The organism is Staphylococcus sp. MI 10-1553 (genome assembly GCF_010365305.1).
Lineage (GTDB): Bacteria > Bacillota > Bacilli > Staphylococcales > Staphylococcaceae > Staphylococcus.
In genome coordinates this window covers 1,585,483-1,612,403 of sequence record NZ_CP048279.1, presented here as the reverse complement: position 1 = coordinate 1,612,403, position 26,921 = coordinate 1,585,483, and the positions used below count along the sequence as shown (strand labels likewise).

Below are 26,921 nucleotides of genomic sequence, written 5' to 3'. Positions count from 1 at the left end.
GGGGACTATTAGTTAGAAAATTCGGATAATTGTAAATGTATGAAATGCATGAACTTCTCTCGATATACACGACATTGAAAAATTACACTATAATCAATGCGTCATGCAACATAAAATTAAAAGCCATTCATCAGTTATATAAATGACGAAAGGCTTTATGATAAGAGTTTGAGTAGACAACAATACGGATTATGATTCTAATGGCGATTGCTTTTTAGTCAATATATCACGCGCAATAGCTTCACCATGATATTTACCGTTTTCAATAAAAATAGTGTTCGCATCATTGCCAGCCGCAATAACTCCGGCGATATAACAGTTTTCAATGTTCGTTTCATACGTCTCGGAATTGTATATCGGTGCTGTTCCAAATGCATTGGTATGAATGTCGATGCCAATGGATTGCAAAAAGTCATAATCTGGGTGATAACCAATCATCGCAAACACGTAATCATTATCGATTGTGATCGTTTCCCCTTCTTTTTCAAATATCACTTGATCTTCTGTAATCTTTGTCACTTGACTATTGAAATGCATTTGAACATTGCCTCGGCGTATGAGTGATTCAAAATTCGGTAATATCCACGGCTTAATCGCTGGTGAATATGTCTCACCTCGATAAATAACAGTCACACGTGCCCCTGCTTTTTCTAATTCAATTGCCGCATCGACAGCAGAGTTTTTACCACCGATAATGACAACATCTTGGTCAAAATAAGGATGCGGTTCTTTAAAATAATGCATCACTTTGGATAACTCTGCACCTTCCACTTCTAACGTGTTGTGTTGGCCGTAATAACCAGTCGCAACAGTTAAATAGCGGCATTGATATACATCTTTAGTCGTTGTTAAGGTGAAGTGATCATGCATTTTTTTCACTGTTAACACTTCTTCAAATGCATTGACCTTCAGTTGATGATGTTTTACAACTTCACGATAGTACACTAATGCTTGATTTCGACGTGGTTTTAATTCTTCTACAATAAAAGGCACGTCACCAATACTTAATTTATCACTTGATGAAAAGAAAGTTTGATGTGTCGGATAATGGTAAATCGCATCTACAATATTTCCTTTTTCAATGACAAGTGTATCAATACCTTTTTTCTTTTGTTCAATGGCAGCACTCAAGCCACATGGGCCACCGCCTATAATAATGCTCTCTACAGTTTTCATTTTTATACTGAAACATTAAAAATATGAGTTCACAAACGTCAATTATGCTACTTTAATGTTTCATATTGCCTCCTAATTCTCATACTAGCATCGTATATGATAAGAACTGTGATAATCCTTATACATTATATCAACTTTTAAAGTGATTCTAAATGGAAAAGTTTGTGACAGTAACAATTGCAAATATAACGGCAATCAAAACAGGAGGCTGGGACATTAGGTTTTCCCAGCCTCTACTACTCTTGGATTTATGATTCATTAATGTTTATAAAACAGTCGGAAATAAGGATGTATTAGCCACAAAAATTGATGCTATTGATTTTCTTGATTTCATAAACTTGTCCTCAGTTTCGCTGTATTTGATGTAAGATTGCCCAGAAGGCTGAGACTCCTTTGGGAATGAGTACATACTGTTAACAGTGACTTCTTTAGTTTAAATAGTAATTGCTGTTTATCGCAGTAGCTGACTAAGACTTCTCAATACGCATGCTTTTGAGAAGTCTAGTCATCCTTGCGGGTGCAGTACTACGAAATCTTTGTTACACATGAGATTTCGTAGTACTGCACCAAAATCCACTAACGCATCAACAAATGTAACAGTTTAATCAATAGTTAGTTGAAGAGTTACCCCCTAGGAAAGCGCAGCAAAAAGGGCAATCAAAAAACACAAATCGTAGGGAGAGGATAAGTTGAACAAAATACTGAATCAATAGCATCAAAAATTAATTTGTATCATCTCCCTGCATTTATCAGATTTATGGAATTATGAGTTGTTGTCCGTTCGAAATGTTGTTGTTTTGTAATCCGTTCGCACGTTTAATTTTTTCAACATTTTCAGGTGAACCATTACCATAATATTGAATTGCGATTCGATATAAGTTTTGGTTACCATTCACGACATGGGTTTGTCCGCCAGCAGATTGGCCTTGTTGATAACCGTTTTGTAGATTGTTGGCATTGCCATTATTCACGTCGTTTTGACTATTATTCGGATCGGATGTCCCATTCGAATCTGAAGCATTTGAAATGTTACTATTATTGACATCTGAATCTGACTGACTGTTGTCATCCTCACTCTTGTCATCGCTATCTTTTGAAGTTGTTGCTTTATCAGAATCAGCTTGTTTGTCGTCTTTGTTTTTAGATTGACTTTGTTTATTGTCATTTGAATTTTTCTTCGCATCATTTTTTTGTGCGACTTCTTGTTGATTATCATTTTGGTGATCTTGATTAAATAGATACATTCCACCGAAAATCGCAACTGTACCTAAAAGAATAATCGCTGCAAGTAATGGTAAAAGCTTTTTGAAAAATCCACCGCCAGACCCATTTGAAACAGTCGTCTCTGATGATTCAGTTTCTGGATGATGTTCTGGTGTTTGTTGTGCATGGGTTTCTGAAGCGCCTATACCTGCCCCAGTTGCCAAAGTTTTTTTAGTCTCATGATGTTCTTGTTGATCTGACTGTTGATTATTATTTTCTTCTTTTGCCACTTTATTATGTTGATTTTGTTTATGGGCTGTTTGGCCACTTGCACCAGTTCCTACGGCTGCAGCCCCTGTTGTTGCGGCAGTTTTACCTTTCATGTCATCTTTAGCTGGTTCATTTGGAGTTGAATTAGCTGTTTGAGCACGCTTGTCATCAGCATTGTGTTGTGTGTTATTAAGGTGATTGTCATCACTCTTTTTAATACCGCCAATTGGCCCCGGTTTTTTGTCATCCTGGCCCTTGTCAGATGTTGCTTCTTGTTGGTCAGTCTGCGTATCTTTTTGTGTAGGTTTAGCTTTTGATATACCGAAATCTCTTTTTCTGTGGCGTCTAGAAGCATTTCGTGGCGGGAATTGCTGTTGTTGCTGTTCCTGACTTGCTTGAGGTTGATCATCTTTTTCATTTATTGCATCAGTTGTCTCGTCTTCGTCATGATGATGGGACTTAATCTCTTGACGACTGCGTTCAAACTCATCTTTGAAATTATCTTTTGACACTTAACATTCATCCTTTCCATATCAATTGTACAATAACGATTTGAAAGTAAAACCTTGATAGGCTCAATATCAATTCATCACATCTATTTAATTCTATGTTGTCGTTAAATCGCCTAATACCATTTACCCTAAATTATAGCGGGTTTAAATTAAAAGTGAAAGCATTGTGAAAATTAATGAAATAAATTTTCCAACTTTTCAATGTAAGTTAACTTTCTTTTAACTTTTTTCTTATTTTTTTCATAAATTGGACTGAGTGTGTTGCATTGATCGCAACATGCATCTGTCGTTTCTTTTGTCATGCCAAAGTAATTCAGTAAATGTTGACGTCTGCATTGTTTGGTTAAAATATAATGATACATATGACGATAACCTTGTCTTTTCATGTTTTCATTTTGAGTAAATATTTGTTTAAGTTGTTGAAGTGAAAAAGCTTGCGTTAATACATCTAAAATGGCGAGTTTTTCACTATCAATCATTTGACCGACTTCATATTGGTCCACATCTGAGGCATACATAATATTCACTAATGCCAACGTCTCCATTAAATACTGGTCATCTGGTTGAAAAAACGCAATGGCTTGGCTTGGAAGTCCATCTCTACCGGCACGTCCAATTTCTTGTAAATAACTTGAAGGTGTCGGTGAAACGTGAAAATGAATAATGGTGCGAATATCTGGTTTATTGACGCCCATGCCAAAAGCACTCGTCGCAACAATAATACGTATGTCGTTGTTTAAAAACTGTTGCTGAACGGTATGGCGCTCTTGATAAGACAAATCACCGTGGTATATTCCTGTTAAATACCCTGCTTCATAAATCGATGTCGCTAAATATAAACTGACTTTTTTGGACGACACATAAATAATCGTAGGGCCAGATGTCGCAATCGTATCTATTAACCAATCCACTTTTTCTTCATAAGATGACATGAATTTTACAGATAACGCTACATTCGGTCGGTCCATTGAGTGTTCAATAACATGTATTGGTTTTTGAATGACACGTTGAATATCGTCCTTCAAATGTCGTGTTGCAGTGGCTGTCAATGCAAGTACGGTGGCTTCGTTAAAATAACTTGTCACTTTACCAATCAAGGCATAGTGTGGTCTAAAATCAAATCCCCATTCAGACAAACAGTGTACTTCATCAAGCACAATCATGCCGAATCGAATATTTTTGAAAAGATTAAAATGGTGCGGCTGTAAAATAAATTCAGGGCTAACAAAGATAAATCGAGCTTGTGTTAACTGTTGGAGTGCCCGTTTTTTAGCTGCTTGCTCCATTCCTGAATGAATCGCAACGACACGGTGTTCCCCCTGCATTTTCATCTGCATCACTTGATCATCCATTAAAGAAATGAGCGGCGAAATGACCAATGTCGGTTGTTGTTTCATATAAGTTGGAAGTTGATAACATAGTGACTTGCCACTTCCGGTCGGTAAAATACCAAGCGTATGTTGCCCTTCTAGAACGCTTGAAATAATACTTTCTTGACCTGGGCGAAATGTTGTAAAGCCAAAATATTGTTTTAAAGCTTCTTTAAGCATGTAATTCTCCTTTTGCGCTACCGATAATCGCGAGTTTGAGTTCAAAATAGGATAATGATTCAAACTGTTCTTTGTATAGTTTTAGCCGTTGATAGGGTTGCACCTGATAAAATTTAAGAAATTGATTATACGGATGCGTGAAGAAGTCATCATAGTTTGTTAAAAGATGCTTCATAAACAAATCAAGAATATGATCTTCTATCGTCGTTTCCCGTACCTGCTCAATTTGTGCTATTTGTACTATCGAATACCCTTTTTGCAGCAATTGTAACGTTTGCATCACCCGATCGGATATTTCTATTGTCATCATACACTGTGAAAGTATTGGAAACGTATCAGTATTTTGAATGAAGAGATAAATGGACAATAACTGTTCGTAATATGCAGTGTACAAATCATTCATATCAATGGATTCAATCATGCTTATTTGGGCAAACGTGTACATCGGTTCGTCATAACCGGTCAATAAGTAATGCGTATATAACGTGTCATGTTTCTCGGATAGCATTTTAAACAATGTTGTGGCCTCTTCTTCAAATGCATCTTGTAGTTGCTGTTGCTCAATTTCATAATAGATGAAGCGTACAGCTTCGTGAATTTCGACTTGTGACGTGATTGGCAAAAATGTACGTTGATTATGTTGTATATGAGAAACCGTTTGAACTAACAGCTGTAATGCTTTAAAAGTAGCATCTAAAGTTGAATACGTCATACGATTGCTTGTTTGAATGGTCGTATGATGATGTGGCTCATGACTGATAATTTGTTCGAACTGTTCGTACTTTAATTTGGGTGCACAACCATAGAGTGATAATATATTTAAAGAAACAGCGTCAAAAAAAGTTTGATGAGTTTTTTTACCTATGATAATATTAAAGATGCTTTTTTTAGTTTTGTAGGCTGATGCATGATGATAGAGATATAGAATTAATTGTTTCATGTTTAGACCTCGATTAAAAACGTATATATTGAAAAATTGGGTACATAGAACTACAATAAAATTATAATGTGAGTATGGTACTTTGAAAAGGGAGGCGAAAAAATGGCTAAATATACAATTGTTGATATGGATACTTGTATTGCTTGTGGTGCATGTGGTGCAGCAGCTCCAGATATTTATGACTACGACGATGAAGGTATTGCATATGTAATTTTAGATGACAACCAAGGTACAACGCCAGTACCAGAAGAATTGTATGAAGATCTTGAAGATGCTTTTGAAGGTTGCCCTACTGACTCTATTAAAGTTGAAGAGGAGTCATTTGATGGTGACGCACTCAAATTTGAATAGTTCATATTGAGGACGTATGTCTTTAATATTAATATAAAACAACTTAAGGTCTAAGTAAACTAAGATGAGGGTTGAGTAGAAAAATGGTTCGATGACCATGCTACTCAATCTATTTTTTATGCTTTGATTGAAGGCTCGATTTGTGTTGATAGAAATAATATGCAAACCCTATTCACATCAATGACGTTGTTGTTTCAATATTTTTGTTTTCATTGACTATAAGAAAGGCTGGAAACCACAAATGTGTCCCAGCCTCTTAAGGTATTTATTTCAAAATATGTCCAATGCGTTGATAGAGCAATACAAAAATAATAGATATCAATGCGCCTTTGATTATGTTAAATGGAATAATCCCTGCTGCGATAATCAACTTAAGATTATTCGCTACATCTGAAAGGTTCATAATCATGCCATAAAGTGGTAGTAGCACGAAATAGTTCATGATAGCTAACACAACGGTCATGACGATGGTACCAGTAATTAATCCTAAAATGAGATGCTTAGTTGATTGATTTTTACGATAAATCCCATAACTGACAAGCAATAAACTCGCGCCTGCTAAAAAGTTAGCAACTGGACCAACAGGATCACTTAAATTGAAAAAGAAATTCAGTAAGTTTTTAATCAATTCAACGAGTAGACCCGCAACCGGACCGAGTGTAAATGTCGCCAGTAATGCTGGCACATCACTCACATCAATCGTTAAATATGGCGGTAAAAATGGCAACGGAAACTTAATAAATGTCAGTACAATCGCAATCGCACTTAACATCCCTACCGTTATCATTCGTTTCGTTTGCTTTTGCTTCATAAAAAAACCTCCTATTAAATTCATCTTTCACGAATAGGAGGAATAAAAAGCAACACAAATAAACCTCCATCTTCTCCCATCCAGACTTTAACTGTCGGCTCTAGAATCTCACTAGATCAGCCACAAAGATGCTCAACATCATTTGCAGGTCGCAGGCTTATTTTACTGCCGGTTGGGAATTACACCCTACCCCGAAGATGAATTAATTTTTTATTATTTTCGTTATTAGTTTACATGAGATAACTTTTGAATACAATCTATTTGCAACAACTTAACAATCATCTAGATATAAAAAAGGAACGGCGACATCTCGACTTTAAAATAAGATATCGTCGTTCCATGATGAAATGTTATATGTTTATTAGTTTTCTTCTTCTACATGCGATTTTTTGGGCAGAGAAATGATAAATTTCGTTCCCTTTTCGAGTTCACTTTCTACGCGAATATGACCACCGTGCGCATTTACAATCATGCGTGTGATAAACAATCCGAGGCCTGTTCCTTGTGAGCCACGTTTACGCGCAGAGTCCACTTTATAAAAGCGCTCGAAAAGTTTCTCTAAATGTTGAGGTGCGATACCAACGCCCGTATCTTCAACAGTTAAAATTTGGTTGTCATTATCAGCCGTTGCTTTGATTGATATCGTATCGCCAGGTTGTGTATAACGCGATGCATTATCGACAAGGTTCGTCAACACTTGTTCCATGCGATCAAAATCATAATACCAAAGTGAAGCTATCTCGCCATCCATTTGAAAATCTAATGTTAGATCTAGTTCTTGCGCTTGTTGACGATATTTCATCGCCATTTTTTTAACTAAATCTTGCATCGGTTGAACTTCTCGTGTGACATTCAAACCTTCAGCATCCATTTTCGCGACATTCAACAATTCATTGACTAAGCGACTTAATCGTTTTGACTCATCTAATACAACCGTTAAAAATTCATTGATTTCTTCGGGTTCAGTGACGACACCATCCACGATTGACTCGGTGTAACCTTGTAACAATGAAATCGGTGTGCGCAATTCATGAGAAACACTTGCGATAAAGTCTTTTTTCACTTGTTCAAGCTCATGTTCGTTTGTCATATCACGCACGACAGCAACAAGGCCACCTTCACCATTAGCTTGAATTTTTTTAATATGACTCATAATAATCACATAAAAACGCTGATTCATTTCATATTCTCTATATTCTGTTTTTTGGCTCTCAAATGTATCTTCAATTTGTTGATTAAACATTTCGCGATCGGATTCGTTTAATTCTGATAACATTCTTTCAGCTAAGGCATTTGAAATAATAATTTGTTTCTTGTGATTGATACCTAATACCCCTTCAACCATTGAATTAATAAGGGTATCACGAATGTTTTTAGATGTCGTTAATGCGTCGATATGTGTTTGAATGCTACGGCTCATTTTGTTAAAAGTCATGGCAAGCTCGCCAATTTCATCTCTCGTTTGAATCGGCACAGGCTTATCATAGTTTCCTCGAGCAACTTCTTTCGCTTGCGTTTTAAGTTGACGCAGTGGATTCGTAATACGCGTTGATAAGAAAAATGCGAAAACCGTTGTAATAGCTAAGAAAATCACAGCTGTAATTAAAATCATAATCGTAATGATGTTATTCGTATCATCAATACTTTTTAAATCTTGATAAATAAAAATTGCTGAAGATTGGCCATTGTCGTCTTTAGAGGGATAACCGAGTAACACATAAGTATGCGTTTTACCATCAATTTTAAAAGTGACGTGTTGTAGTTCGGATTGATTATCTTTCAGTACACGGTCAAAATTTGGATGTTGACTGATTTCTTTGAGCATTTTCTTTTTAACAGTATCTTTTTCATTGATATTAGCACGGTCCGGTAAAATGATAAGCCCTTTATTATCCTCTAACAAAGCTTCACTATGTTCAATAGCTAGTTTTCGATTATCGTTTTTGAGTAACACTTGGTTCACGTTTTCAGCACTTTGATAGAGCGCGCGTTCAGTTTCTTGCGTGAAATAATATTGAAAAAATGTGATTAATGCAGCACTTAATAAAATTAAAACTGTCGTTACTATTAAAATAATAGTTAACCACAGTTTTACGACAACGTTATTAAGTCGTTTCATCCGACTTGCTAACTTCGAATTTATATCCTACACCCCAAACGGTTTGTATCATTTTTGCTGCATCTGCAGAAACACGATTTAATTTTTCACGCAAACGTTTGACATGTGTATCTACAGTACGTAAATCACCGTAAAATTCGTAATGCCAAACTTCTTTTAATAATTGTTCTCTATCAAATACTTTGTTCGGTGTTTTAGCTAAGAAAATGAGTAATTCATATTCTTTTGGCGTGAGGTTAACCGGGGTCCCATCTGCCAATACCTTATGTGCATCATTATCAATCGTTAAATGTTTAAATTCAATCATATCACGGGCATGTGGCTCGTTTTGTTCAGCTTTTGAAGATTCTGTACGACGTAATAAGGCTTTAACACGCAACACAACTTCGCGTGGTGAAAATGGCTTAACGATATAATCATCGGCACCTGATTCAAAACCTTCAACGCGATTATTTTCTTCGCCTTTTGCAGTGAGCATAATAATAGGCGTATCTTTAAGTTCACGTAATTTAACAGCAACTTCAAGACCATCCATTTCAGGCAACATTAAATCTAACAAAATACATGAATAATCATATTTTGTCGCCATGTCTAAAGCTTCGCGCCCATCACTTGCCTCCGCAATGACATAACCTTCTCTTTCCAAATATAATTTTAATAATTTTCTAATTCGATGTTCATCATCTACGACTAAGATTTCATTAGTCATCATGACATACCTCCCACACATGGTGACATTTCTAACTCAAAGCATATTATACCATAATGATATATTCGGGTAATAATAAAACAATGACGTGCGTGCTGACTTGGATAATAGTTAGCGTTGTTGTTGACCGTTTTCCGCAAGGTGACGCAATGATTTCACTTCATGCGGTGATAATACACGTCCTTCTCCAGCGCCTAGCCCTTTCAAAGAGAGCGGACCAAATGAAACGCGTGATAACTTTTGTACGCTAAAACCAAAATGTTCAAACATACGACGCACTTGACGGTTTCGACCTTCAGTAATGGTAATTTCAACAAGTGATGTATTTTTTTCTTTATTTTGCTTTTTCACTTTTACTTTTGCAGGTTGAGTCAGCCCATCTTCAAGTTGAATTCCTTTTTCAAGTTGTTTCACTTGTTCACGTAAAATATATCCTTCTATTTTAGCAACATACGTTTTTGGGATTTTATAGCGTGGATGTGTCATTAAGTTTGTGAACTCACCATCATTTGTTAATAACAGTAGTCCAGATGTATCGTAGTCTAGACGCCCCACTGGATAAATACGTGTTTCTAAATCATCAAAATAATCAGTAACAACTTTTCGACCACGATCATCTGAAACGCTTGTAATCACTTGCGCAGGTTTATAGAACAGGATATAAAGTTTGTCTTCTTGCTCAAGCGGTATCCTTTCTACTGTGACTTCATCAGATGGACGTACTTTTGTCCCTAATTCAGTGATTGTTTTACCGTTGACTTGTACTTTACCTTCTACAATTAATGTTTCTGCTTTACGTCGAGAGGTATAACCACTGTTCGCAATACGTTTTTGTAATCTTTCTAATTCTTGACTCATTTAAGAATCTCCTTTCTGATTCACCAGTTGGCTGAAAAACGATTCAATTTCCTCTTCTTCTTCATCTGTTGTTGGAAGTGCCTCAAGACTCTCCAGACCAAAGACATTTAAAAATAAATCTGTTGTAAAGAGCTGTTGTCCACGTGCCTCGGGATTGGTTTTGGGTTCAATTAATCCTTTAGCAATCAATGTTTTAACTGGACCGTCAGATTGAATACCGCGAATCAATTCGATATCATTACGTGTCATGGGCTGATTATAGGCAATAATGGCTAATACTTCCATTGCAGCTTGTGATAATTTGGCAGATGCTTTATTAATAATGAGTGATTCGATATACGGTTCTGCCTCTTTTTGGGTCGTTAAAACATAAGTTTGACCGAATTTTTGTACCATGAGCCCAGGTAACTCAAGTATATCGATAGCATGGGTTAACGTCTCGTAATCCACGTCGAGTGATGCCATCAGTTGTGCTTCATCAATGCCATCTTCACCAACTGTATACAGTATCGCAGTTAGCGCTTCAGTAACTTTAAGCGTCATAATTAACTCCTTTTCTAATTTCAAAGTTGTGGAAAGCTTTCACTTGTTGTAATTGTATCATGCCTGTTTTTGACATTTCGAGTAAAGCCAGAAAATGTGTGACGACGTGTTCGATAGATTCATTAAATGTAAATAGATCAAAAAATGTAATTTGAGAAACTTTCTTTAATTTATCATAAATGTATGTTGTTGATTGTTGGATCGTATACGTTTCTTTTCGAATATCCACAGTGGTCGGCTTTTTCAATGATACACGCGTTTTCATTTTTTGATAAGCGACGATCAGTTTTGTTAAATCGATAGTCGTATCTTCGGAAAGTCGCTCAGAATATTCATAATGCGAAAAATCTGTCGGTGGTTTAGTGAAATAATGTTCACGTGCTTGACGCTTCTCTTCTAACATTTCTGAATAAGCTTTGTAATTTTGATATTCGATTAACTTTTCAACGAGTGCCTCACGTGGGTCTTCTTCTTCAACTAAATCAGATGACGTATCGGGCAACAACATTTTACTCTTAATCATCAGTAATTCTGAAGCCATCAATAAATACTCACTTGCAATATTGATCTCTAATTTTTTCATAGCGTGAACATACTGCATATATTGTTCGGTTAATTCGCGCATAGGGATGTCATAAATATCAATTTCAAATTCATTGATGAGATGCAATAACAAGTCTAAAGGCCCGTTAAAAGCATCCAGTTTTACTTCGTACATATCTGTACCTCATTTCATAACGCATGTGATGTGCATAATAACAAAAAATATTATAACATGTTTGATGTATAACAATAAATTTTTGGAGTGAGCCATGTTGGAAAATGATCTAGTCCATTTTTACTATCAGTTTCATCATGAACAACATTATTTTCTCTGTCATGATATTTTAGAAGAAGCATGGAAAATGCAACACGCTTTTTCAAAACAAGATGCTGTTGTAAGTTTGATTTTACTTGCAACAGGGAGTTATCATTATCGACGCGGTAACTTCAAAGGTGCGTATAAAACATTTAACAAAGCTTATCAAATTATAGCAGATTATTCTAAAGAGACGATGGCCACTTTAGGACTTGTACGAAAAGCTTATTTAAATATGTTAACACAGTTGATACATGATACTGCACATGAAATTCCGTTTTCACCGATTCAACTGCCCCTAACAGCCGTGATGATTGAGAAAGTTAAGACTCGGTTTCCGAATTTTCAAGTGACTGATAAGGTGGTAGAGACGCCGGTCATATTACATCATCATCAGTTGAGAGATAGAAGTGACGTTATTGCAGCAAGAGAAGCGGCTATAGAGGAAAGAAGAAAATAATTTCAAGCACCTCATTTGTTTGAAGCTAAAGCGTGAATCCCCTAATTGCAGAACGATTCGTTTTTAGCTTTATTGCTTTTAAGGGCTCGCATTTCCTAGGGGCCAATCCTACAATTAACGCATGATTTGATTGTTACACTAATGGAAGCGTTGAGGGATTTTCGGCTACGTCTGATCCCTCGGGAGTCTTGGGCTGTTCTTGTACTTTTAGTATGAATTAAAACCAAACAATGAGATGCTTTTGAAATAATGGTTGGCACGTTGTAAAAATTTCGTATGTATGATTGAGGTTCATTTTATCGTTAAATACAAAAATGGATGGGTATGAAGTGTAGTCAATTGGCTTCTTACCTATCCATTTTTAAATATATATGTTTCTATTCATTTTACGCTCTTGGATGATAGTCTTGGTAAATTTTACGGATTTGATTTTTAGTAATATGTGTATAGAGCTGTGTTGTTGATATATCAGAATGTCCTAACATATCTTGTACAGCACGTAAGTCGGCACCATTTTCTAATAAATGTGTCGCAAATGAATGCCGTAATGTATGTGGGGTTAAACGTTTCATAATCCCTGCTTTAACACCGGTTTGCTTAATCATTTTCCAAACGCTTTGTCTGGATAATGGTTTGCCATGTAAATTTAAAAATAATACATGTGTGACCGTGTGCTTCAATAACTGAGGTCTAATATGTTGAATGTAGTGTGTTAAACAATCAATGACCGTTTCGCCTAATGGTACAATGCGCTCTTTACTTCCTTTACCGAACACTTTGACAAACCCCATCATTAAATTGATATCCTCAACCTCGATATTGATCAATTCAGAAACACGCATGCCTGTTGCGTAAAGTAACTCGAGCATTGTTTTGTCACGATAGCCATTAATTTTCGTTTTATCAGGCGCCATTAATAATTGATCAACCTCTGCAATAGATAAAACATCTGGAAGTTTACGATCGTATTTAGGTGTTTCGATAAGTACAGTTGGATCATGCGAGGTATAGTTTTCTCTCAAAGCAAACTGATGGAAACTCCGAATTGTAGATGTAAAGCGAGCAATTGTTTTTGCTGAGCGCCCTTCATCATGTAAAAAGCCAAACCACTCTTGAATCATTTGACGGTCCACAAAGTTCAAATTCGCCACTTTATGCGCTGTCAAATAGTTCAAGTAATGATTCAAATCACGGCGATAAGCAGCGATCGTATTGTTGGATAGTCCTTTTTCAATTTGAATAAATCTTAAATACTCATCTCGAATTTCTTCCATAGATTGACTCCAATTCTGTTCAAGCACTGTACTTGATTATCATTTAGCACCTTTGCCCTCTTTTTGACAAGTTTCGCAAATGCCATGAAATGTCAGACGATGGTCTAAAATTTTAAAATTAAATTCATTTTCTACACGTTCTTCAACTTGTGGTAATAAATCTTCTTCAATTTCATCTACGCGACCACATTCCATACAAACTAAATGATGATGGAAATGTTTTGAGCCTTCTTTACGTAAATCAAATCGAGAAACACCGTCGCCAAAACTTACTTTGTCGACAACTTTTAAGTCTGCTAATAGTTCTAATGTACGGTAAACGGTTGCGAGCCCTATTTCTGGTGCTTTTTCTTTCACTTTTAAATACACATCTTCGGCACTTAAATGGTCAGCTTCATTTTCAATTAAAACACGCACGGTTGCTTCACGTTGCGGTGTTAATTTGTAAGAAGACTGTTGCAACTGTTGCTTCACGCGATTCAGTCTTTCCTCCACGGAAGCCTCACTCCTCTACTGAAAATTATAATTATTACAATTAAATATGTTTTCTTGTTATAAATTACCAGTAATTGAGAAAAAAAGCAACCATTTTCGCTTCTTATTTAGAATGATTATAATGTAATAATAGGTGTTGAAATGCAATGAATGTTTTAGCATCTTCAATTGTACGGGTTTCAACGGCTTTTTTAACATCATCTAATGAATAAAACACTTTCTCAACAAATTCATCTTCATCTAAATTGACTTTACCTTCAACTAAATCATCTGCAAAATAAATAGAGATTTTCTCATTAGCGAAACCAGGTGTGCCATATACTTCACCAATTAAAGTGAGTTTTTCTGCTTTATAACCGGTTTCTTCTTCTAGTTCTCTCATCGCAGCAGATTCACGGTTTTCTCCAGGTTCAAGTTTGCCTGCGGGTATTTCTAACAACTCCTGTTCTAAAGCTTTACGGTATTGCTTCACTAAAATGACTTGTTGATCAGGTGTTAAGGCACAAATTGCGACTGCCCCATTATGTTTCACCACTTCGCGATATGCCGTTTCATCGTTCGGTAAAGACACTTTATGTTTTTCTACTTCAATGATTTTTCCTTTATAAATCGATTCTTTAGAAATGGTTTTTTCTTCAAAATGCATAGTGAATCCTCTCCTTTTCAAATATTCATACGTTTTGCTATCATGAATATACATCGATTTTATCTGAAGGAGTGGCATCATGCAAAAAAATGTTTTAAAAAGTGGTATTGAATTATCTGAGCTCGGTCTTGGATGTATGAGTTTAGGTACAGAAGAAAAGAAAGCTGAACAAATTATTGATGCAGCAGTGGCAGCAGGAATTACATATTTTGATACAGCAGATATTTATGTTAAAGGAGTCAATGAAAAAATCGTTGGTCGTACGCTTAAAAAGTATCAAAACCGTGATGATATTGTCATTGGTACAAAGGTAGGCAATCATTTAAAAGAAAACGGCGAAACATTTTGGGATCCTTCCAAACGTTACATTAAAGAAAATGTGAAAAACTCGTTGCAACGCCTTGGGTTAGATACACTCGATTTATATATGTTACACGGTGGTACAATTGACGATCCTCTTGATGAGACAATTCGTGCGTTTGATGAACTGAAACAAGAAGGTGTCATTCGTGCGTATGGTCTTTCTTCAATTCGCCCTAATGTGATTCGTTATTATTTACAACATAGTCAAATTGAAACGTTAATGTCTCAATTCAACTTAATCGATAATAGACCTGTCGATTTATTGGATGAAGTGCATGACAAAGGTGTGAAATTACTCGCACGCGGACCCGTATTCAAAGGTTTATTAACGCAAAGTGTTGAAAAAGTGTTAACAACGAAATTTGAAGAAGGCATTTTTGATTATGATTATCATGCCCTCAAAGAAACTGTAACCGCATTACAACAAATTGATCCAGAATTGACGGGATTAGCATTCAATTATTTAAAATCGTTTGATGTATTAGGTTCTATCATTGCTGGTGCAAGTTCAGTTGAACAATTACAACAAAATGTGGCACACTACTATCAAGAAATCAACCCAGCACAATTAGAAGAAGCATTTGCTATCGTGAAGCAATTACACTATGCGCAACATTGGGAAATGCCATAACAGTTAACGCTGCTTTCCTAAGAAAAATGGTCGTCCTACTTTTTCAAAAAAGCGTGGTGCGAGTTGATATAGTTTAAGTAAAAAATGAATGGACTGAGGGATGTTTAGCTCTTGTTGACGATGTTGAATCGCGTGAACAATTTTTTCGGCTAGTTGTTCAGGGTTCAACATTATTTTTTTCATTTTACGTGCATATAGACCAGACGAATCTGCTTTTGTATGAAATGGTGTTTGAATTGGTCCGACATTGACATTGAGCACGTGCCATTGTGGTTGTTCAATACGTAATGCGTTGAGTACATGATTGAGAGCTGCTTTACTTCCACCGTAATGTGCTGCATAAGGTTGTGTTGCTAAAGCGGCTTGGCTACTTATCCCGACAATAGAAGCATTAGGCGTTAAATATGGTGCGCATTGATTGATTATCATTGAGAAATGGACCACGTTCACTTGATACGTTTGTACAATTTCTGCAGGTGTATTTTCAAGCAATCCTTTAAAATAGCCGAGTCCAGCTGAATGTATCACGCCATCGAAACGCGTTTGGTCATTAAAATGTTGAGCAACCTCAAGTACATCACTTTCTGTCGTCAAGTCACATTGAATGATTTGAACTTCTGCATTTGGAAATAATGATCGTGCTTTGTTTACATCACGTACAAGTAGTGTAATAGAATAATGGGCAGATATGAGTGCATGTGCGAGTGCATACCCTAAACCACTCGTACCTCCAGTAATTAAAAAATGACCTTGCTGCATTGTATCTCTCCCCTATCTGACTCAATAAAATGTTGTTATATGTTACTATAAGACAAGAAAATACTTTTAGGAAGTGATAGTTCGTATGAAAATTGTATTTTATGGCGCTGGCAATATGGCACACGCGATTTTTACAGGTATTGTGAATTCAAAAGTCGTTCCAGCAGAAAACATTTATTTAACGAATCGTTCAAATGAAGACATGTTGAAAGAATATGAAGAAGATTTAGGTGTTCGATATAGTTATGACGATGCAACTTTGTTAAAAGATGCAGACTATATCTTTTTAGGATCGAAACCACATGACTTTGATCAATTGGCTGACAGAATTAAGCAACATGTACAGCCTAACAACCGATTTATTTCTATTATGGCAGGGATTCCCATTTCGTACATTAAAGAAAAAATTAACACGACCAATCCGATTGCGCGCATTATGCCGAATACAAATGCACACGTCGGCCATTCTGTAACAGGTGTAAGTTTTCCTTCAAACTTTGGTGGTAAAGCGAAAGACGAAATTTTAGAAATTATTAACGCTTTCGGTACAGCATTAGAAGTTCAGGAAGATCATTTACACCAAGTGACAGCGATAACAGGAAGCGGTCCCGCATTTTTATACCATGTGTTCGAAAAATATGTCATAGCAGGGACAAAATTAGGACTAGAAAAATCGCAAGTGGAAGAATCGATTCGCGAATTAATTATCGGCACGAGTAAAATGATTGAACGTTCAGATTTAAGTATGGAGCAATTAAGAAAAAACATTACTTCAAAAGGCGGCACAACACAAGCTGGTTTAAACGCTTTATCTGAATATGATATAGAGGGAATATTTGAGGATTGTTTAAATGCTGCTGTGAATAGAAGTATTGAACTTTCAGCACAAGATGAAAATTAACAATGGGACATAAAAATTTTTGATGCTATTGATATCGCATTTTGTTGAACTTGCGCTCCCCCTACGATTTGTGGTTTTGATTGCCCTCAAGGTTTCGAGTTTCGACTTACTGCCCCGCAAGGTTGACTAGACTTCTCAAAAGCACTCGTATTGAGGAGTCAGACAGCTGTTGCGATATGTAGATAAAGGCTGAGAAAACTAAATGTCCCAACCTTTCCTTTTGTTTAGAATATATGATGAAGTTAAAACTGATAACTATCGAAATCTTCTACAAATTGAAATGATAATGGCGAATGGGCTTTCAATTTTGCCTCAATTTCATCAATATCTTCTTTCGTATAACGACTACTTAAATGTGTGAGTAGTCCGTGTTTCACTCCAGCTTTTTCGATTAACGCGAGGACATCTTCAATATGGCTATGATGATACGCATTGGCTAAAGATTTATCGCCTTCAATGTAGGTTGACTCATGCACTAATACATCGGCATCTTTGGCCAATTCAAGCGCGTATTGACTCGGTTGTGTATCGCCAAAAATCGTCACAACTTGTCCTTTTTTATCTGGCCCTTTAAAGTCATTGGCATCATATATTTGGCCTTCAAATTCAAAAGTATCTTGTGATTTCACTTTTTGATACTGTGGTCCTGGAGGCATGCCAATTGCTTGTAATTTTTGGACATCTAACTTACCAGGTGTATCAGGGACTTGAATACGATAGCCAAAACATGGGATACCATGATTAAGTGGCCGAGCAATGACTTCGAACCCGTTAATAGACAAATTCATTTGATCTTCTACTTCAATAATATGTAAAGGATAATTGAGATGTGAATATGTGAGTGATAAATTGCATTCAACATAGTCTTTGATGCCTTTAGGTCCTATGACAGTCAGTGGTTTGGATTCGCCACCTTGAAATGAACGACTCGTTAACACGCCGGGTAAACCGAATACATGGTCGCCGTGCATATGTGTAATAAAAATATGACTGACTTTTCCGAGTTTGATAGAATGGTGTAATATTTGATGTTGTGTTGCTTCACCCACGTCAAATAACCAAACATCAGTCGCATACGGTTCGAGTTTGAGCGCAATCGACTGTGTATGACGTTCTTTTGTAGGTAATCCAGCACTTGTACCGAAAAATGTAATTTCCATGCATCGTCCCTCCTTTAGCGTTATATTATCATAAAACGACTAAGAATCGGCAAAATTTTAAGTATAAAGCAGAATATATGACCAAGACCGCGATATGTTCTATAATAAACACATCTTTAACGTATGAACTAAAATTAAGAATTGGGGTTTTGAATCTTGAATAAGACAAATAATCATGTTCCAGCACTCATAACAATTTTTGGTGCCACTGGTGATTTAAGTCACCGTAAACTATTTCCATCACTCTTTCACTTATATCAACAAGACAATTTAGATGAAAGAGTTGCAATTATTGGTATCGGAAGACGTGAATTAACTAATGATGATTTTAGAGCTCAAGTGAAATCGTCAATTCAAGAGCACGTACAAGATACAAAACATCTAGACAAGTTTATGCAACATGTATTTTATCAACCACACGATGTCAGTGATGAGGAAAGTTACCAAAAATTACTAGAATTAAGCGAATCATTAGACCGTGAATTTTCGTTAGAAGGCAACCGTGTCTTCTATTTAGCAATGGCACCTCGATTTTTCGGTGTCGTGACTGATTTCTTAAAATCTTCAGGTTTAACGAACACAAACGGCTTCAAACGTCTTGTTATTGAAAAACCATTTGGTAGTGACTTGAAATCAGCTGAAGAATTAAACGAGCAAATTCGTCGGTCATTTAAAGAAGAAGAAATTTTCCGTATCGACCACTATTTAGGTAAAGATATGGTGCAAAATATAGAAGTATTACGTTTCAGTAACGCGATGTTCGAACCATTATGGAACAACAAATATATTTCAAATATCCAAGTGACATCTTCAGAGGTGCTTGGTGTTGAAGACCGAGGTGGTTATTACGAAACGAGCGGGGCTTTAAAAGATATGGTACAAAACCATATGTTACAAATGGTTGCATTACTAGCGATGGAGCCGCCTATAAGTTTAAATAGTGATGATATTCGTGCTGAAAAAGTAAAAGTATTAAAATCATTACACGTACTTCAACCAGATGAAGTAAGAAATCAATTTGTTCGTGGTCAATATGATCAAGGTTTCATCAATGGTCAAGAAGTTAAAGCTTACCGCGAAGAAGATAAAGTCGCTACTGATTCTACTACGCCTACTTTCGTGTCAGGTAAAGTAGAAATCGACAACTTTAGATGGGCGGGTGTGCCATTCTACATTCGTACAGGTAAACGTATGAAACGTAAATCCATTCAAGTCGTTGTAGAATTTAAAGAAGTACCGATGAATTTATATTATCAAAAGGATAAACATTTAGATTCCAACTTACTTGTGATTAACATTCAACCTAACGAAGGTGTGTCTATTCACCTTAATGGTAAAAAATATGTTCAAGGTATCGAAACTGAACCTGTACAATTATCTTATGCGATGAGTGCACAAGATAAAATGAACACAGTGGATGCTTATGAAAACTTACTTTTCGATGTGTTAAAAGGTGACGCAACAAACTTTACACATTGGGAAGAATTAAAATCAACATGGAAGTTTGTGGATTCAATTCAACAAGTTTGGGATCATTTCGAACCAGAATTCCCTAACTATGAGTCAGGTACAAATGGTCCATTAGACAGTGATTTATTATTGAGTCGTGACGGCTTTAAATGGTGGAACGATATTCAATAAACAAAAGTGCACATCTTGATTAATAAACATCAGCTGAGTGATTCACATTTTAGTGTCACTTAGCTGTTTTTTGTTATATAATAAATTATTGGATACATCATGAGAGAAAGAGACTATAAGAGTTATAAGGAGTGAAAATTTTGGACGTCATTAAACATTTACAACGCGCAATGGTTTATATTGAAGACCATTTATTAGAACCATTTGACTTACAAACTTTAAGTGAATACGTTGAAATTTCTCCTTATCATTTAGAACAATCTTTTACGATGATTATTGGAAAGACACCTCAAGAATATTGTCGCGCGCGTAGATTGACACTCGCTGCTAATGATTTAATCCACGGTGCGAATCGCCTTATTGATCTTGCAAAACGTTATCAGTATGCGGATGCGAACACATTTGCACACGACTTCAGTGATTATCATGGGGTGTCGCCATTACAGGCAAAACTAAAAAAAGAGCAACTTCAAATGCAGGAACGACTCTATTTAAAATTATCGACAACTTCGCAAAAGCCCTACCCTTATCGTTTAGAAACGTTAGGTGATTTTTCATTAGTTGGATGTTCCCGATTTGTACCTTCAACGGAATTAGAACACCATTTCATTATTCCGGATTTTCTTGAAGATTTAAAAATGGATGGCACGTTAAAGGATATGATGCGTTATAACGATATCGGGCCGCATGAATTGTTTGTTGTTAGTTGTCCGCTTGAACAAGGACTTGAAATCTTTGTCGGTGTTCCAAGTGAACGTTTTCCTGGTCATTTAGAAGATCGCTTTTTAGCAGGACGTCAATACGCCGTATTTAATTTACAAGGTGAAATTGATTTCGTCACGAGTGAGGCTTGGCATTACATTGAAACGAGTCTACAACTGACATTACCATTTGAACGGGATGCCTTATATATTGAAATATATCCACTCGACATTTCATTTGAGGATCCATTTACAAAAGTGCAATTGTGCGTACCTGTTAATATTGATGAAAATTAAACCTAAATCAAGCACAATCGTTTGGATACGTTGTTTCGGTGACGTAAGAGAAATGATTGTGCTTATTTAATGATTACTATTTTAAAGATAATTCTGCGTCGATCATGTTACTAGCCTGTATAAGTTCTATAATTTCCTGAATTTTATACTTCGATGTAGGACAGGGTTGTTTGTTTTATTCAAAAATTAATATCTAATAATTCTCATTGTTCTGATTTTAGGACAAGTTTTAAGTGTGGTTTCCTTATTCATTTTTTCAATGGTTTATCATGAAGATATTGCGAGTATTTTTGGTGTGATGATCGTTTTAGTCTTTGTCGATATGATTGTCAAAACCATTGTCTCATCAAACTTGCAGTACATTACACAAGACCATTTTGAGAGAGTTGTTACGATTAGACAAACCATTCAGTCTGCAACGATGATAGCTGTCCCTATTGTGGCAGGATTTTTAGTGGCGGTGGTCCAGATTAAAAATTTAGCACTGTTGAATAGTTTCACTGAATTTATAGGCTTGATTCTTATTTTCATGTTGCGTTTTAAATCGGCGAATGTGTTGAGTAAAAGTAAAAAATTTACAGAGGGTATGGTAGAAAGTTTTAACTATGTATTTAAAAATCAAAACTTGTCAACACTATTTTTAGTATCAAGCGTCATTAACTTTTTAGTACAATCTTTAACTGTCGGACTTCCAGTTATTATCGTGACGAAACTCGGCTATTCGTCAGCACATTTAGGTACGATGGAAAGTATTTTAGGTGGTACACTTTTATAAAAACTATCAAGAGCACGAGATGCAGTCATAAATGTGAAAAGAGGCCAGGAATGCTCCTAGCCTCTTTCATATTTGAGATGGTCTTATTGAGTCCATTGCGTATGGAAAGTACCTTCTTGATCTTTACGTTGGTAAGTGTGTGCACCAAAATAGTCACGTTGCGCTTGAATTAAGTTTGCTGGTAAGTTTTCTGTACGGTAGCTATCATAGTAGTTGATACTTGATGAGAAACCGGGAAGTGCCACACCGTTTTGGATACCAGTAGCAACAACATCGCGAAGTGCAGATTGATATTCAGTCACGATATCTTTGAAGTAACCGTCTAATAAAAGGTTTTGTAAGTTATTGTTGTTGTCGTATGCATCTTTAATTTTTTGTAAGAATTGCGCACGAATGATACAACCTTCTCTCCAAATCATCGCTAAGTCACCTAATTGAAGGTTCCATTCATTGATTTCACTTGCTGTTTTCATTTGATCAAAACCTTGCGCGTATGAACAAATTTTACTCATGTACAACGCACGGCGAATTTTTTCAAGGAATTCTTCTTTGTTGCCATCAAATGCAGCTGAAGGTCCGTTTAAAACTTTTGATGCATTGACACGTTGATCTTTTAATGAAGAAATAAAACGTGCAAATACAGATTCAGTAATGATTGTTAATGGCGTACCTAATTCTAATGCATTAATAGATGTCCATTTACCAGTACCTTTTTGACCCGCTTTGTCCATAATTTTTTCTACAAGTGGTTCGCCATCTTTATCAAGTTTTGTGAAAATGTCACCTGTAATTTCGATAAGGTAACTTTCTAATTCTCCGGCATTCCATGATTTGAAAGTTTCAGAGATTTCTTCATGTGACATGCCTAATAAATCTTTCATCATAATATAACTTTCTGCGATTAATTGCATATCAGCATATTCGATACCGTTGTGTACCATTTTGACATAGTGACCTGCACCATTTGGCCCAATGTAAGTGACACAAGGTTTACCGTCTTTCGCTTTAGCTGAGATAGATTTTAAGATGTCTGACACTTTATGATAAGCAGTTTCTTGACCACCAGGCATTAATGAAGGACCTGTTAACGCACCAACTTCACCACCAGAAACACCCATACCAATGAAGTTAACGCCACTTTCAGCCAACGCTTTATTACGACGAATCGTGTCGAGGTAGTTTGTGTTACCACCGTCAATTAAAATATCGTCATCGTCTAATAAAGGTAATAAGCTGTCGATTGTTTTATCTGTTGCTTCGCCTGCTTTTACCATTAACAAAATTTTACGTGGTTTTTCTAAAGAATTTACAAACTCTTCTACTGAATAAGTCGGTACAATGTTTTTCCCTTTAGATTCTTCAACCATTAAATCTGTCTTATCTGCAGAACGGTTGTATACAGATACACTGTAACCTCTTGATTCAATATTCCAAGCTAGGTTTTTACCCATTACGGCTAAACCTACTACACCGATTTGTTGTGTCATTATATTTAACCTCTCTTATTATAAATTATGGACTTATTGTATCACATATTAGCGGATGAAGCCTTTTATTAGCTTACGCATTCATTTCAATGATTTTTAACACGAAATGGGTTAAATCATATAAAGATTGTTTGGAAATGCGTTCATCTGTTGTATGAATCTTTTCGTACCCTACGCCTAAAATCACAGTTGGGATGCCGAGATGATTGATAATATTACCATCAGAACCGCCACCACCGACATCCGCTTGCATCTCAAAACCTAATGCCTTTGTAGCTTGTTCAGCCACTTGGTAAACACGTTCATTTGATTCGACACGGAAGCCAGGATAAGATAATTCAGTTTCAACTTCAGCATGACAGTCGTATTGTGCTGCCGCATTTTCAAATGTTTCTTTCATATGTTGGACTTGTGCATCGAGTTTGTCTTTAGAATGCGAGCGCGCTTCGGCCCAAATATTCACTAAATCTGTCACAACATTTGTCGGGCCGCCACCCTGGAATTTACCAATATTGGCAGTCGTTTCATGATCGATTTGGCCCAGTTTCATTTGACTAATCGCTTGAGCAGCCATATTAATCGCGCTTATGCCTTCATTTGGTGTACTGGCATGCGCTTTTTTACCATGAACCGTCGCATTAACTTTCATTTGATACGGTGCACCAATCGTGATACTTCCGACAGGTACTGTTGAGTCAATCGCATAACCGTAATCTGCATCTAAATCTTCTTTGCGTAAAGCTTTTGCACCGACTAACCCAGACTCTTCGCCTACTGTAATAACGAATTGAATTTGACCATGTGGTAACTGGTGTTCATGAATGATATGGAGTACTTCAAAAATGACGGCTAATCCTGCTTTATCATCAGCACCTAGTACTGTTGTACCGTCTGAATAAATAAAACCATCCTCTTTAATGATAGGCTTTACATTGCGACCGGGTTCTACTGTATCCATATGACTCGTGAAATATATTTTATCTTTACCTTCTTGATTTGCAGGTAATGTACAAATAAGGTTATTGGCTCCAAAACCTGTCATTGCTTTCGCGTTATCTTCTACAACGGATAGGCCGAGCGATTCAAACTTCTCTTTCAATATCGGTTGAATGATGTCTTCATGTCCTGTTTCAGAATCGATTTGCACTAATTCTAAAAATGTTTCAATTAATCTATCTTTGTTAAGCATATAGTCACCTTCCCTTAAGTTCTATACTCATTTTATCGAACTTTGGATAGATTGCAAAAAAGACCTACCAATTATGTTTTTTTACAAGAACTTTTGGCTTTTATATGAATGAATGTTATAATTCACTCATTGTATATGAGATTTATTATAGGATATTTGGAGGCATATCATCGTGTTAAACAAGAAAATAAGAAAAGTGCTCATCATTGTGATGCTTGTTGCCATCGTACTTGCGTTGATTTTAACAGGTATCGCACCATTATTGAGCATGTAAATGAAACTAAAAAACAGGTAAGGCTATTTACTGTCCTCACCTGTTTTTGAATACAATTAAATTTCATGATGCATTTTCAGTGAACCAAATTTCGCTTTAATCGTTAAATATTCCTCAGTATCATATAAAATTTGAATCATACTTGAACGTGTCAATAACTCTTCATGTGTTTGAGGTAAAGGCAGTTGATCAATTTCAAGACGAATTTGATATAACGTGTGTAAACGTAATGCAGTATAATTGTTTTCATTTACATTTTCTGCCATTTCATTGAATAACTGCGCCACGTGTGCACTCATGACATCATTTGCATTAATATGTTTAATGTGATTTTTAATGCGCTTAAGTATTTCTAACTGATCTTCACGCATGTCAAAATAATGATAGTAGCTGTTTTCATTCCGTACAAAATGGTTTTTAACATCTCTGAATGCGATCGATTTCGCTTCTTGAATCGTATGTGCCAACGAAGTAAACGTCACATCAGGGCGGTTATTATGCATTGCACATGCTGAACTAAACGTATGGAAAATATTTTTGAATTGAAACTCAATTTCCTTTTTATATTTAGATAACTGATGGTCTAAATTTGGCATGATTGTATTCATCGTAAACGCAATGGCTAACCCAACGATAATAAGCAATACTTCATTGACGACTAATGAAAAATCGATGACATCAGCATTGAAAAAATGGAGTAAGATGACAATGCTCGTCACGACACCTTCTTGCATATTAATCATGACAGTAACTGGAATGAAAAAGAGTACGATTAAACCAAGTACCCAGGCGTGTTGCCCTAATAGAGGAAAAATAGCCCAACCAAAACCGATAGCAATTAAGCAGGATATAAAACGAGAAATAATCGCGTGAACGGAATGTATTTTCGTATCTTTAATACATAATACAACCAAAATGGCACTAGAAGCATAATTATCCAACCCTAGTAGTTGTGCGATGATTACACCTAGTGCCATGCCGACAGCGGTCTTTATCGTTCTCAATCCGATTCGATATGGATTTAAACGCAACATGATGAGCCCCTTACTTAACGTCGCAATAACGGTCAAATAAAGCTTGAAGTTGCGTAATCACGTCCATTGTGTCATGGCCTTCAATTTGGTGACGTTCAATCATTTCAGTAATTTTACCGTCTTTCATTAACGCAAATGAAGGGCTTGATGGTGCATAACCTTCAAAATAATCACGTGCACGTTGAGTCGCTTCCTTATCTTGACCCGCAAACACTGTTACAAGGCGATCTGGTAATACATCATAGTGTAATGCGTGTGTCGCAGCTGGACGTGCAATTCCCCCTGCACAACCACATACTGAGTTAATCATAACTAAAGTTGTACCGTCTTGTTTAAATACACGGTCGACATCTTCCTCAGTTGCTAATTGTTCGTAACCCGCATGGTCCATTTCAGAACGGGCTTGTTTGACGATATTATTCATATATAAATCGAAGTTCATATCCATGTGAACATTCCTCCATCATAAGTATTTCAATTAATTACATTTTACTAAATGTAATGCACAACTGCAATCATTCGGCAATATATGTGCTAAAAAACAAGGGTACAGACAGTAGATTTAGTGATGATTTTAATGTTAACAATGAACAGCAAACTATCAGAAAAGGCTAAGAAAAACAATTAAATTTTCTCCAATATTCCAATGATAAATGAACGTCGTAATAGTGTAATATAAAATCAATTGAGGAGATAAAGGACTAAAAATTTTGATATTTTAAATATTCTACATTTCAAAAGTAGACCCTCATTGATTCGCACTATTTGAAATTCATTTACATAAATGGGCGCGACTCCTGAGGGATCAACTGAGCTGGAAAATCCACCAACGCTTCAACAAATGTATTATTCAATGAAAGCGTTGGTTAGTTGTTTGCTCAGCCCCTAGGAATGATAGCCCATGATGGCATTTGTGAAACTCAGAATGGTGAT

Annotated in this window: 27 protein-coding genes and 1 riboswitch; of the genes, 8 read left to right on the top strand and 19 right to left on the bottom strand. The window is 36.2% G+C overall.

From position 1 onward, the window contains the following. Positions 1 to 189: 189 nt before the first annotated feature. The 4 genes from ypdA to GZH82_RS07515 all read right to left on the bottom strand — a co-directional run bounded on the left by ypdA (position 190) and on the right by GZH82_RS07515 (position 5,651). Positions 190 to 1,176, bottom strand: a complete 987-nt coding sequence (gene ypdA / locus GZH82_RS07530; protein ID WP_162681969.1) for a bacillithiol disulfide reductase YpdA — start codon at positions 1,174 to 1,176, stop codon at positions 190 to 192. Positions 1,177 to 1,931: 755 nt separating this feature from the next. Beyond that, on the bottom strand, positions 1,932 to 3,161 hold the full coding sequence (locus GZH82_RS07525) for a LysM peptidoglycan-binding domain-containing protein (protein ID WP_162681968.1): 1,230 nt from the start codon (positions 3,159 to 3,161) through the stop codon (positions 1,932 to 1,934). Positions 3,162 to 3,334: 173 nt separating this feature from the next. Continuing rightward, positions 3,335 to 4,711 carry a RecQ family ATP-dependent DNA helicase gene (locus GZH82_RS07520; protein WP_162681967.1) on the bottom strand — a complete coding sequence of 459 codons (1,377 nt, stop codon included), beginning with the start codon at positions 4,709 to 4,711 and terminating at the stop codon, positions 3,335 to 3,337. After that, positions 4,704 to 5,651 (bottom strand): helix-turn-helix domain-containing protein, encoded by a 948-nt coding sequence (locus tag GZH82_RS07515; RefSeq protein ID WP_162681966.1) that lies wholly within the window; start codon positions 5,649 to 5,651, stop codon positions 4,704 to 4,706. Before GZH82_RS07515 ends, GZH82_RS07520 begins: the two co-directional genes overlap by 8 nt. Before the next feature lie 102 nt (positions 5,652 to 5,753). On the opposite strand from GZH82_RS07515, the gene GZH82_RS07510 reads away from it, so the two are divergent. Beyond that, positions 5,754 to 6,002, top strand: a complete 249-nt coding sequence (locus GZH82_RS07510) for a ferredoxin (RefSeq protein ID WP_014613875.1) — start codon at positions 5,754 to 5,756, stop codon at positions 6,000 to 6,002. 265 nt (positions 6,003 to 6,267) lie between these two features. Here the strand turns inward: GZH82_RS07510 and GZH82_RS07505 are convergent, their stop codons facing one another. The 6 genes from GZH82_RS07505 to GZH82_RS07480 form a co-directional block, all read right to left on the bottom strand. Next, positions 6,268 to 6,813, bottom strand: a complete 546-nt coding sequence (locus tag GZH82_RS07505) for an ECF transporter S component (RefSeq protein ID WP_162681965.1) — start codon at positions 6,811 to 6,813, stop codon at positions 6,268 to 6,270. Positions 6,814 to 6,877: 64 nt separating this feature from the next. Next, positions 6,878 to 7,016: riboswitch (FMN riboswitch) on the bottom strand. Between the two features lie 158 nt (positions 7,017 to 7,174). Then, on the bottom strand, positions 7,175 to 8,932 hold the full coding sequence (locus GZH82_RS07500) for an ATP-binding protein (RefSeq protein ID WP_162681964.1): 1,758 nt from the start codon (positions 8,930 to 8,932) through the stop codon (positions 7,175 to 7,177). Further along, a complete protein-coding gene (locus GZH82_RS07495; RefSeq protein ID WP_026066968.1) occupies positions 8,919 to 9,641 on the bottom strand; it encodes a response regulator transcription factor in 723 nt (240 codons plus the stop codon). The genes GZH82_RS07500 and GZH82_RS07495 overlap by 14 nt, the downstream gene beginning before the upstream one ends. A gap of 111 nt (positions 9,642 to 9,752) precedes the next feature. Then, positions 9,753 to 10,499, bottom strand: a complete 747-nt coding sequence (locus GZH82_RS07490; RefSeq protein ID WP_162681963.1) for a pseudouridine synthase — start codon at positions 10,497 to 10,499, stop codon at positions 9,753 to 9,755. Next, complete coding sequence (gene scpB / locus GZH82_RS07485) at positions 10,500 to 11,042, bottom strand: SMC-Scp complex subunit ScpB (protein ID WP_162681962.1); 543 nt, start codon at positions 11,040 to 11,042, stop codon at positions 10,500 to 10,502. Next, on the bottom strand, positions 11,032 to 11,760 hold the full coding sequence (locus tag GZH82_RS07480) for a segregation and condensation protein A (protein WP_162681961.1): 729 nt from the start codon (positions 11,758 to 11,760) through the stop codon (positions 11,032 to 11,034). The genes scpB and GZH82_RS07480 overlap by 11 nt, the downstream gene beginning before the upstream one ends. Before the next feature lie 94 nt (positions 11,761 to 11,854). On the opposite strand from GZH82_RS07480, the gene GZH82_RS07475 reads away from it, so the two are divergent. Next, positions 11,855 to 12,361, top strand: a complete 507-nt coding sequence (locus GZH82_RS07475; protein WP_162681960.1) for a DUF309 domain-containing protein — start codon at positions 11,855 to 11,857, stop codon at positions 12,359 to 12,361. A gap of 386 nt (positions 12,362 to 12,747) precedes the next feature. On the opposite strand, the gene xerD is transcribed toward GZH82_RS07475, so the two are convergent. The 3 genes from xerD to GZH82_RS07460 all read right to left on the bottom strand — a co-directional run bounded on the left by xerD (position 12,748) and on the right by GZH82_RS07460 (position 14,776). Further along, positions 12,748 to 13,635 carry a site-specific tyrosine recombinase XerD gene (gene xerD / locus GZH82_RS07470; RefSeq protein WP_162681959.1) on the bottom strand — a complete coding sequence of 296 codons (888 nt, stop codon included), beginning with the start codon at positions 13,633 to 13,635 and terminating at the stop codon, positions 12,748 to 12,750. Positions 13,636 to 13,674: 39 nt separating this feature from the next. Further along, the gene (gene fur, locus GZH82_RS07465) at positions 13,675 to 14,130 is read right to left on the bottom strand and encodes a ferric iron uptake transcriptional regulator (protein ID WP_096540997.1); all 456 of its coding nucleotides are present in this window, start codon (positions 14,128 to 14,130) and stop codon (positions 13,675 to 13,677) included. A gap of 103 nt (positions 14,131 to 14,233) precedes the next feature. Next, a complete protein-coding gene (locus tag GZH82_RS07460; protein WP_162681958.1) occupies positions 14,234 to 14,776 on the bottom strand; it encodes an NUDIX hydrolase in 543 nt (180 codons plus the stop codon). A gap of 79 nt (positions 14,777 to 14,855) precedes the next feature. On the opposite strand from GZH82_RS07460, the gene GZH82_RS07455 reads away from it, so the two are divergent. Further along, complete coding sequence (locus GZH82_RS07455) at positions 14,856 to 15,770, top strand: aldo/keto reductase (RefSeq protein WP_162681957.1); 915 nt, start codon at positions 14,856 to 14,858, stop codon at positions 15,768 to 15,770. Positions 15,771 to 15,773: 3 nt separating this feature from the next. On the opposite strand, the gene GZH82_RS07450 is transcribed toward GZH82_RS07455, so the two are convergent. Further along, entirely contained in the window at positions 15,774 to 16,529 is a 756-nt protein-coding gene (locus GZH82_RS07450) for an SDR family NAD(P)-dependent oxidoreductase (protein ID WP_162681956.1), read from the bottom strand. 85 nt (positions 16,530 to 16,614) lie between these two features. On the opposite strand from GZH82_RS07450, the gene proC reads away from it, so the two are divergent. After that, entirely contained in the window at positions 16,615 to 17,430 is an 816-nt protein-coding gene (proC, locus tag GZH82_RS07445) for a pyrroline-5-carboxylate reductase (protein WP_162681955.1), read from the top strand. Between the two features lie 242 nt (positions 17,431 to 17,672). Here proC and rnz read toward each other — a convergent pair whose 3' ends face one another. Then, positions 17,673 to 18,590 carry a ribonuclease Z gene (gene rnz / locus GZH82_RS07440; protein ID WP_162681954.1) on the bottom strand — a complete coding sequence of 306 codons (918 nt, stop codon included), beginning with the start codon at positions 18,588 to 18,590 and terminating at the stop codon, positions 17,673 to 17,675. Positions 18,591 to 18,746: 156 nt separating this feature from the next. Here rnz and zwf point away from each other — a divergent pair, with 156 nt between their 5' ends. The 3 genes from zwf (at position 18,747) to GZH82_RS07425 (ending at position 22,004) form a co-directional block, all read left to right on the top strand. Continuing rightward, positions 18,747 to 20,231: a glucose-6-phosphate dehydrogenase gene (zwf, locus tag GZH82_RS07435; protein WP_162681953.1), complete on the top strand. Its 1,485-nt coding sequence runs from the start codon at positions 18,747 to 18,749 to the stop codon at positions 20,229 to 20,231. A gap of 140 nt (positions 20,232 to 20,371) precedes the next feature. Next, positions 20,372 to 21,229: an AraC family transcriptional regulator gene (locus GZH82_RS07430; RefSeq protein ID WP_162681952.1), complete on the top strand. Its 858-nt coding sequence runs from the start codon at positions 20,372 to 20,374 to the stop codon at positions 21,227 to 21,229. Positions 21,230 to 21,488: 259 nt separating this feature from the next. After that, entirely contained in the window at positions 21,489 to 22,004 is a 516-nt protein-coding gene (locus GZH82_RS07425) for an MFS transporter (RefSeq protein ID WP_238989539.1), read from the top strand. A gap of 83 nt (positions 22,005 to 22,087) precedes the next feature. Here the strand turns inward: GZH82_RS07425 and gndA are convergent, their stop codons facing one another. Beyond that, positions 22,088 to 23,491, bottom strand: a complete 1,404-nt coding sequence (gene gndA, locus GZH82_RS07420; protein WP_162681950.1) for an NADP-dependent phosphogluconate dehydrogenase — start codon at positions 23,489 to 23,491, stop codon at positions 22,088 to 22,090. Positions 23,492 to 23,564: 73 nt separating this feature from the next. Continuing rightward, positions 23,565 to 24,680, bottom strand: coding sequence for a tripeptidase T (locus GZH82_RS07415; RefSeq protein WP_162681949.1), 1,116 nt, complete (start codon positions 24,678 to 24,680; stop codon positions 23,565 to 23,567). A gap of 172 nt (positions 24,681 to 24,852) precedes the next feature. Between GZH82_RS07415 and prli42 the strand changes: the two genes are divergently transcribed. Next, entirely contained in the window at positions 24,853 to 24,954 is a 102-nt protein-coding gene (prli42, locus tag GZH82_RS07410; protein WP_019165260.1) for a stressosome-associated protein Prli42, read from the top strand. Positions 24,955 to 25,010: 56 nt separating this feature from the next. Here the strand turns inward: prli42 and GZH82_RS07405 are convergent, their stop codons facing one another. Together GZH82_RS07405 and brxB are read right to left on the bottom strand one after the other, a co-directional pair. Further along, positions 25,011 to 25,988, bottom strand: a complete 978-nt coding sequence (locus tag GZH82_RS07405) for an aromatic acid exporter family protein (RefSeq protein WP_162681948.1) — start codon at positions 25,986 to 25,988, stop codon at positions 25,011 to 25,013. 10 nt (positions 25,989 to 25,998) lie between these two features. Further along, complete coding sequence (gene brxB, locus GZH82_RS07400; protein ID WP_162681947.1) at positions 25,999 to 26,436, bottom strand: bacilliredoxin BrxB; 438 nt, start codon at positions 26,434 to 26,436, stop codon at positions 25,999 to 26,001. Positions 26,437 to 26,921 lie beyond the last annotated feature (485 nt).

Bases quoted from the DNA above. Each gene is read 5' to 3' on its own strand.
- ypdA (WP_162681969.1), bottom strand. From the start codon at position 1,176: ATGAAAACTGTAGAGAGCATTATTATAGGCGGTGGCCCATGTGGCTTG.
- GZH82_RS07520 (WP_162681967.1), bottom strand. From the start codon at position 4,711: ATGCTTAAAGAAGCTTTAAAACAATATTTTGGCTTTACAACATTTCGC.
- GZH82_RS07515 (WP_162681966.1), bottom strand. From the start codon at position 5,651: ATGAAACAATTAATTCTATATCTCTATCATCATGCATCAGCCTACAAA.
- GZH82_RS07510 (WP_014613875.1), top strand. From the start codon at position 5,754: ATGGCTAAATATACAATTGTTGATATGGATACTTGTATTGCTTGTGGT.
- GZH82_RS07505 (WP_162681965.1), bottom strand. From the start codon at position 6,813: ATGAAGCAAAAGCAAACGAAACGAATGATAACGGTAGGGATGTTAAGT.
- GZH82_RS07500 (WP_162681964.1), bottom strand. From the start codon at position 8,932: ATGAAACGACTTAATAACGTTGTCGTAAAACTGTGGTTAACTATTATT.
- GZH82_RS07495 (WP_026066968.1), bottom strand. From the start codon at position 9,641: ATGACTAATGAAATCTTAGTCGTAGATGATGAACATCGAATTAGAAAA.
- GZH82_RS07490 (WP_162681963.1), bottom strand. From the start codon at position 10,499: ATGAGTCAAGAATTAGAAAGATTACAAAAACGTATTGCGAACAGTGGT.
- scpB (WP_162681962.1), bottom strand. From the start codon at position 11,042: ATGACGCTTAAAGTTACTGAAGCGCTAACTGCGATACTGTATACAGTT.
- GZH82_RS07480 (WP_162681961.1), bottom strand. From the start codon at position 11,760: ATGTACGAAGTAAAACTGGATGCTTTTAACGGGCCTTTAGACTTGTTA.
- GZH82_RS07475 (WP_162681960.1), top strand. From the start codon at position 11,855: ATGTTGGAAAATGATCTAGTCCATTTTTACTATCAGTTTCATCATGAA.
- xerD (WP_162681959.1), bottom strand. From the start codon at position 13,635: ATGGAAGAAATTCGAGATGAGTATTTAAGATTTATTCAAATTGAAAAA.
- GZH82_RS07460 (WP_162681958.1), bottom strand. From the start codon at position 14,776: ATGCATTTTGAAGAAAAAACCATTTCTAAAGAATCGATTTATAAAGGA.
- GZH82_RS07455 (WP_162681957.1), top strand. From the start codon at position 14,856: ATGCAAAAAAATGTTTTAAAAAGTGGTATTGAATTATCTGAGCTCGGT.
- GZH82_RS07450 (WP_162681956.1), bottom strand. From the start codon at position 16,529: ATGCAGCAAGGTCATTTTTTAATTACTGGAGGTACGAGTGGTTTAGGG.
- proC (WP_162681955.1), top strand. From the start codon at position 16,615: ATGAAAATTGTATTTTATGGCGCTGGCAATATGGCACACGCGATTTTT.
- rnz (WP_162681954.1), bottom strand. From the start codon at position 18,590: ATGGAAATTACATTTTTCGGTACAAGTGCTGGATTACCTACAAAAGAA.
- GZH82_RS07425 (WP_238989539.1), top strand. From the start codon at position 21,489: ATGGTTTATCATGAAGATATTGCGAGTATTTTTGGTGTGATGATCGTT.
- gndA (WP_162681950.1), bottom strand. From the start codon at position 23,491: ATGACACAACAAATCGGTGTAGTAGGTTTAGCCGTAATGGGTAAAAAC.
- GZH82_RS07415 (WP_162681949.1), bottom strand. From the start codon at position 24,680: ATGCTTAACAAAGATAGATTAATTGAAACATTTTTAGAATTAGTGCAA.
- GZH82_RS07405 (WP_162681948.1), bottom strand. From the start codon at position 25,988: ATGTTGCGTTTAAATCCATATCGAATCGGATTGAGAACGATAAAGACC.
- brxB (WP_162681947.1), bottom strand. From the start codon at position 26,436: ATGGATATGAACTTCGATTTATATATGAATAATATCGTCAAACAAGCC.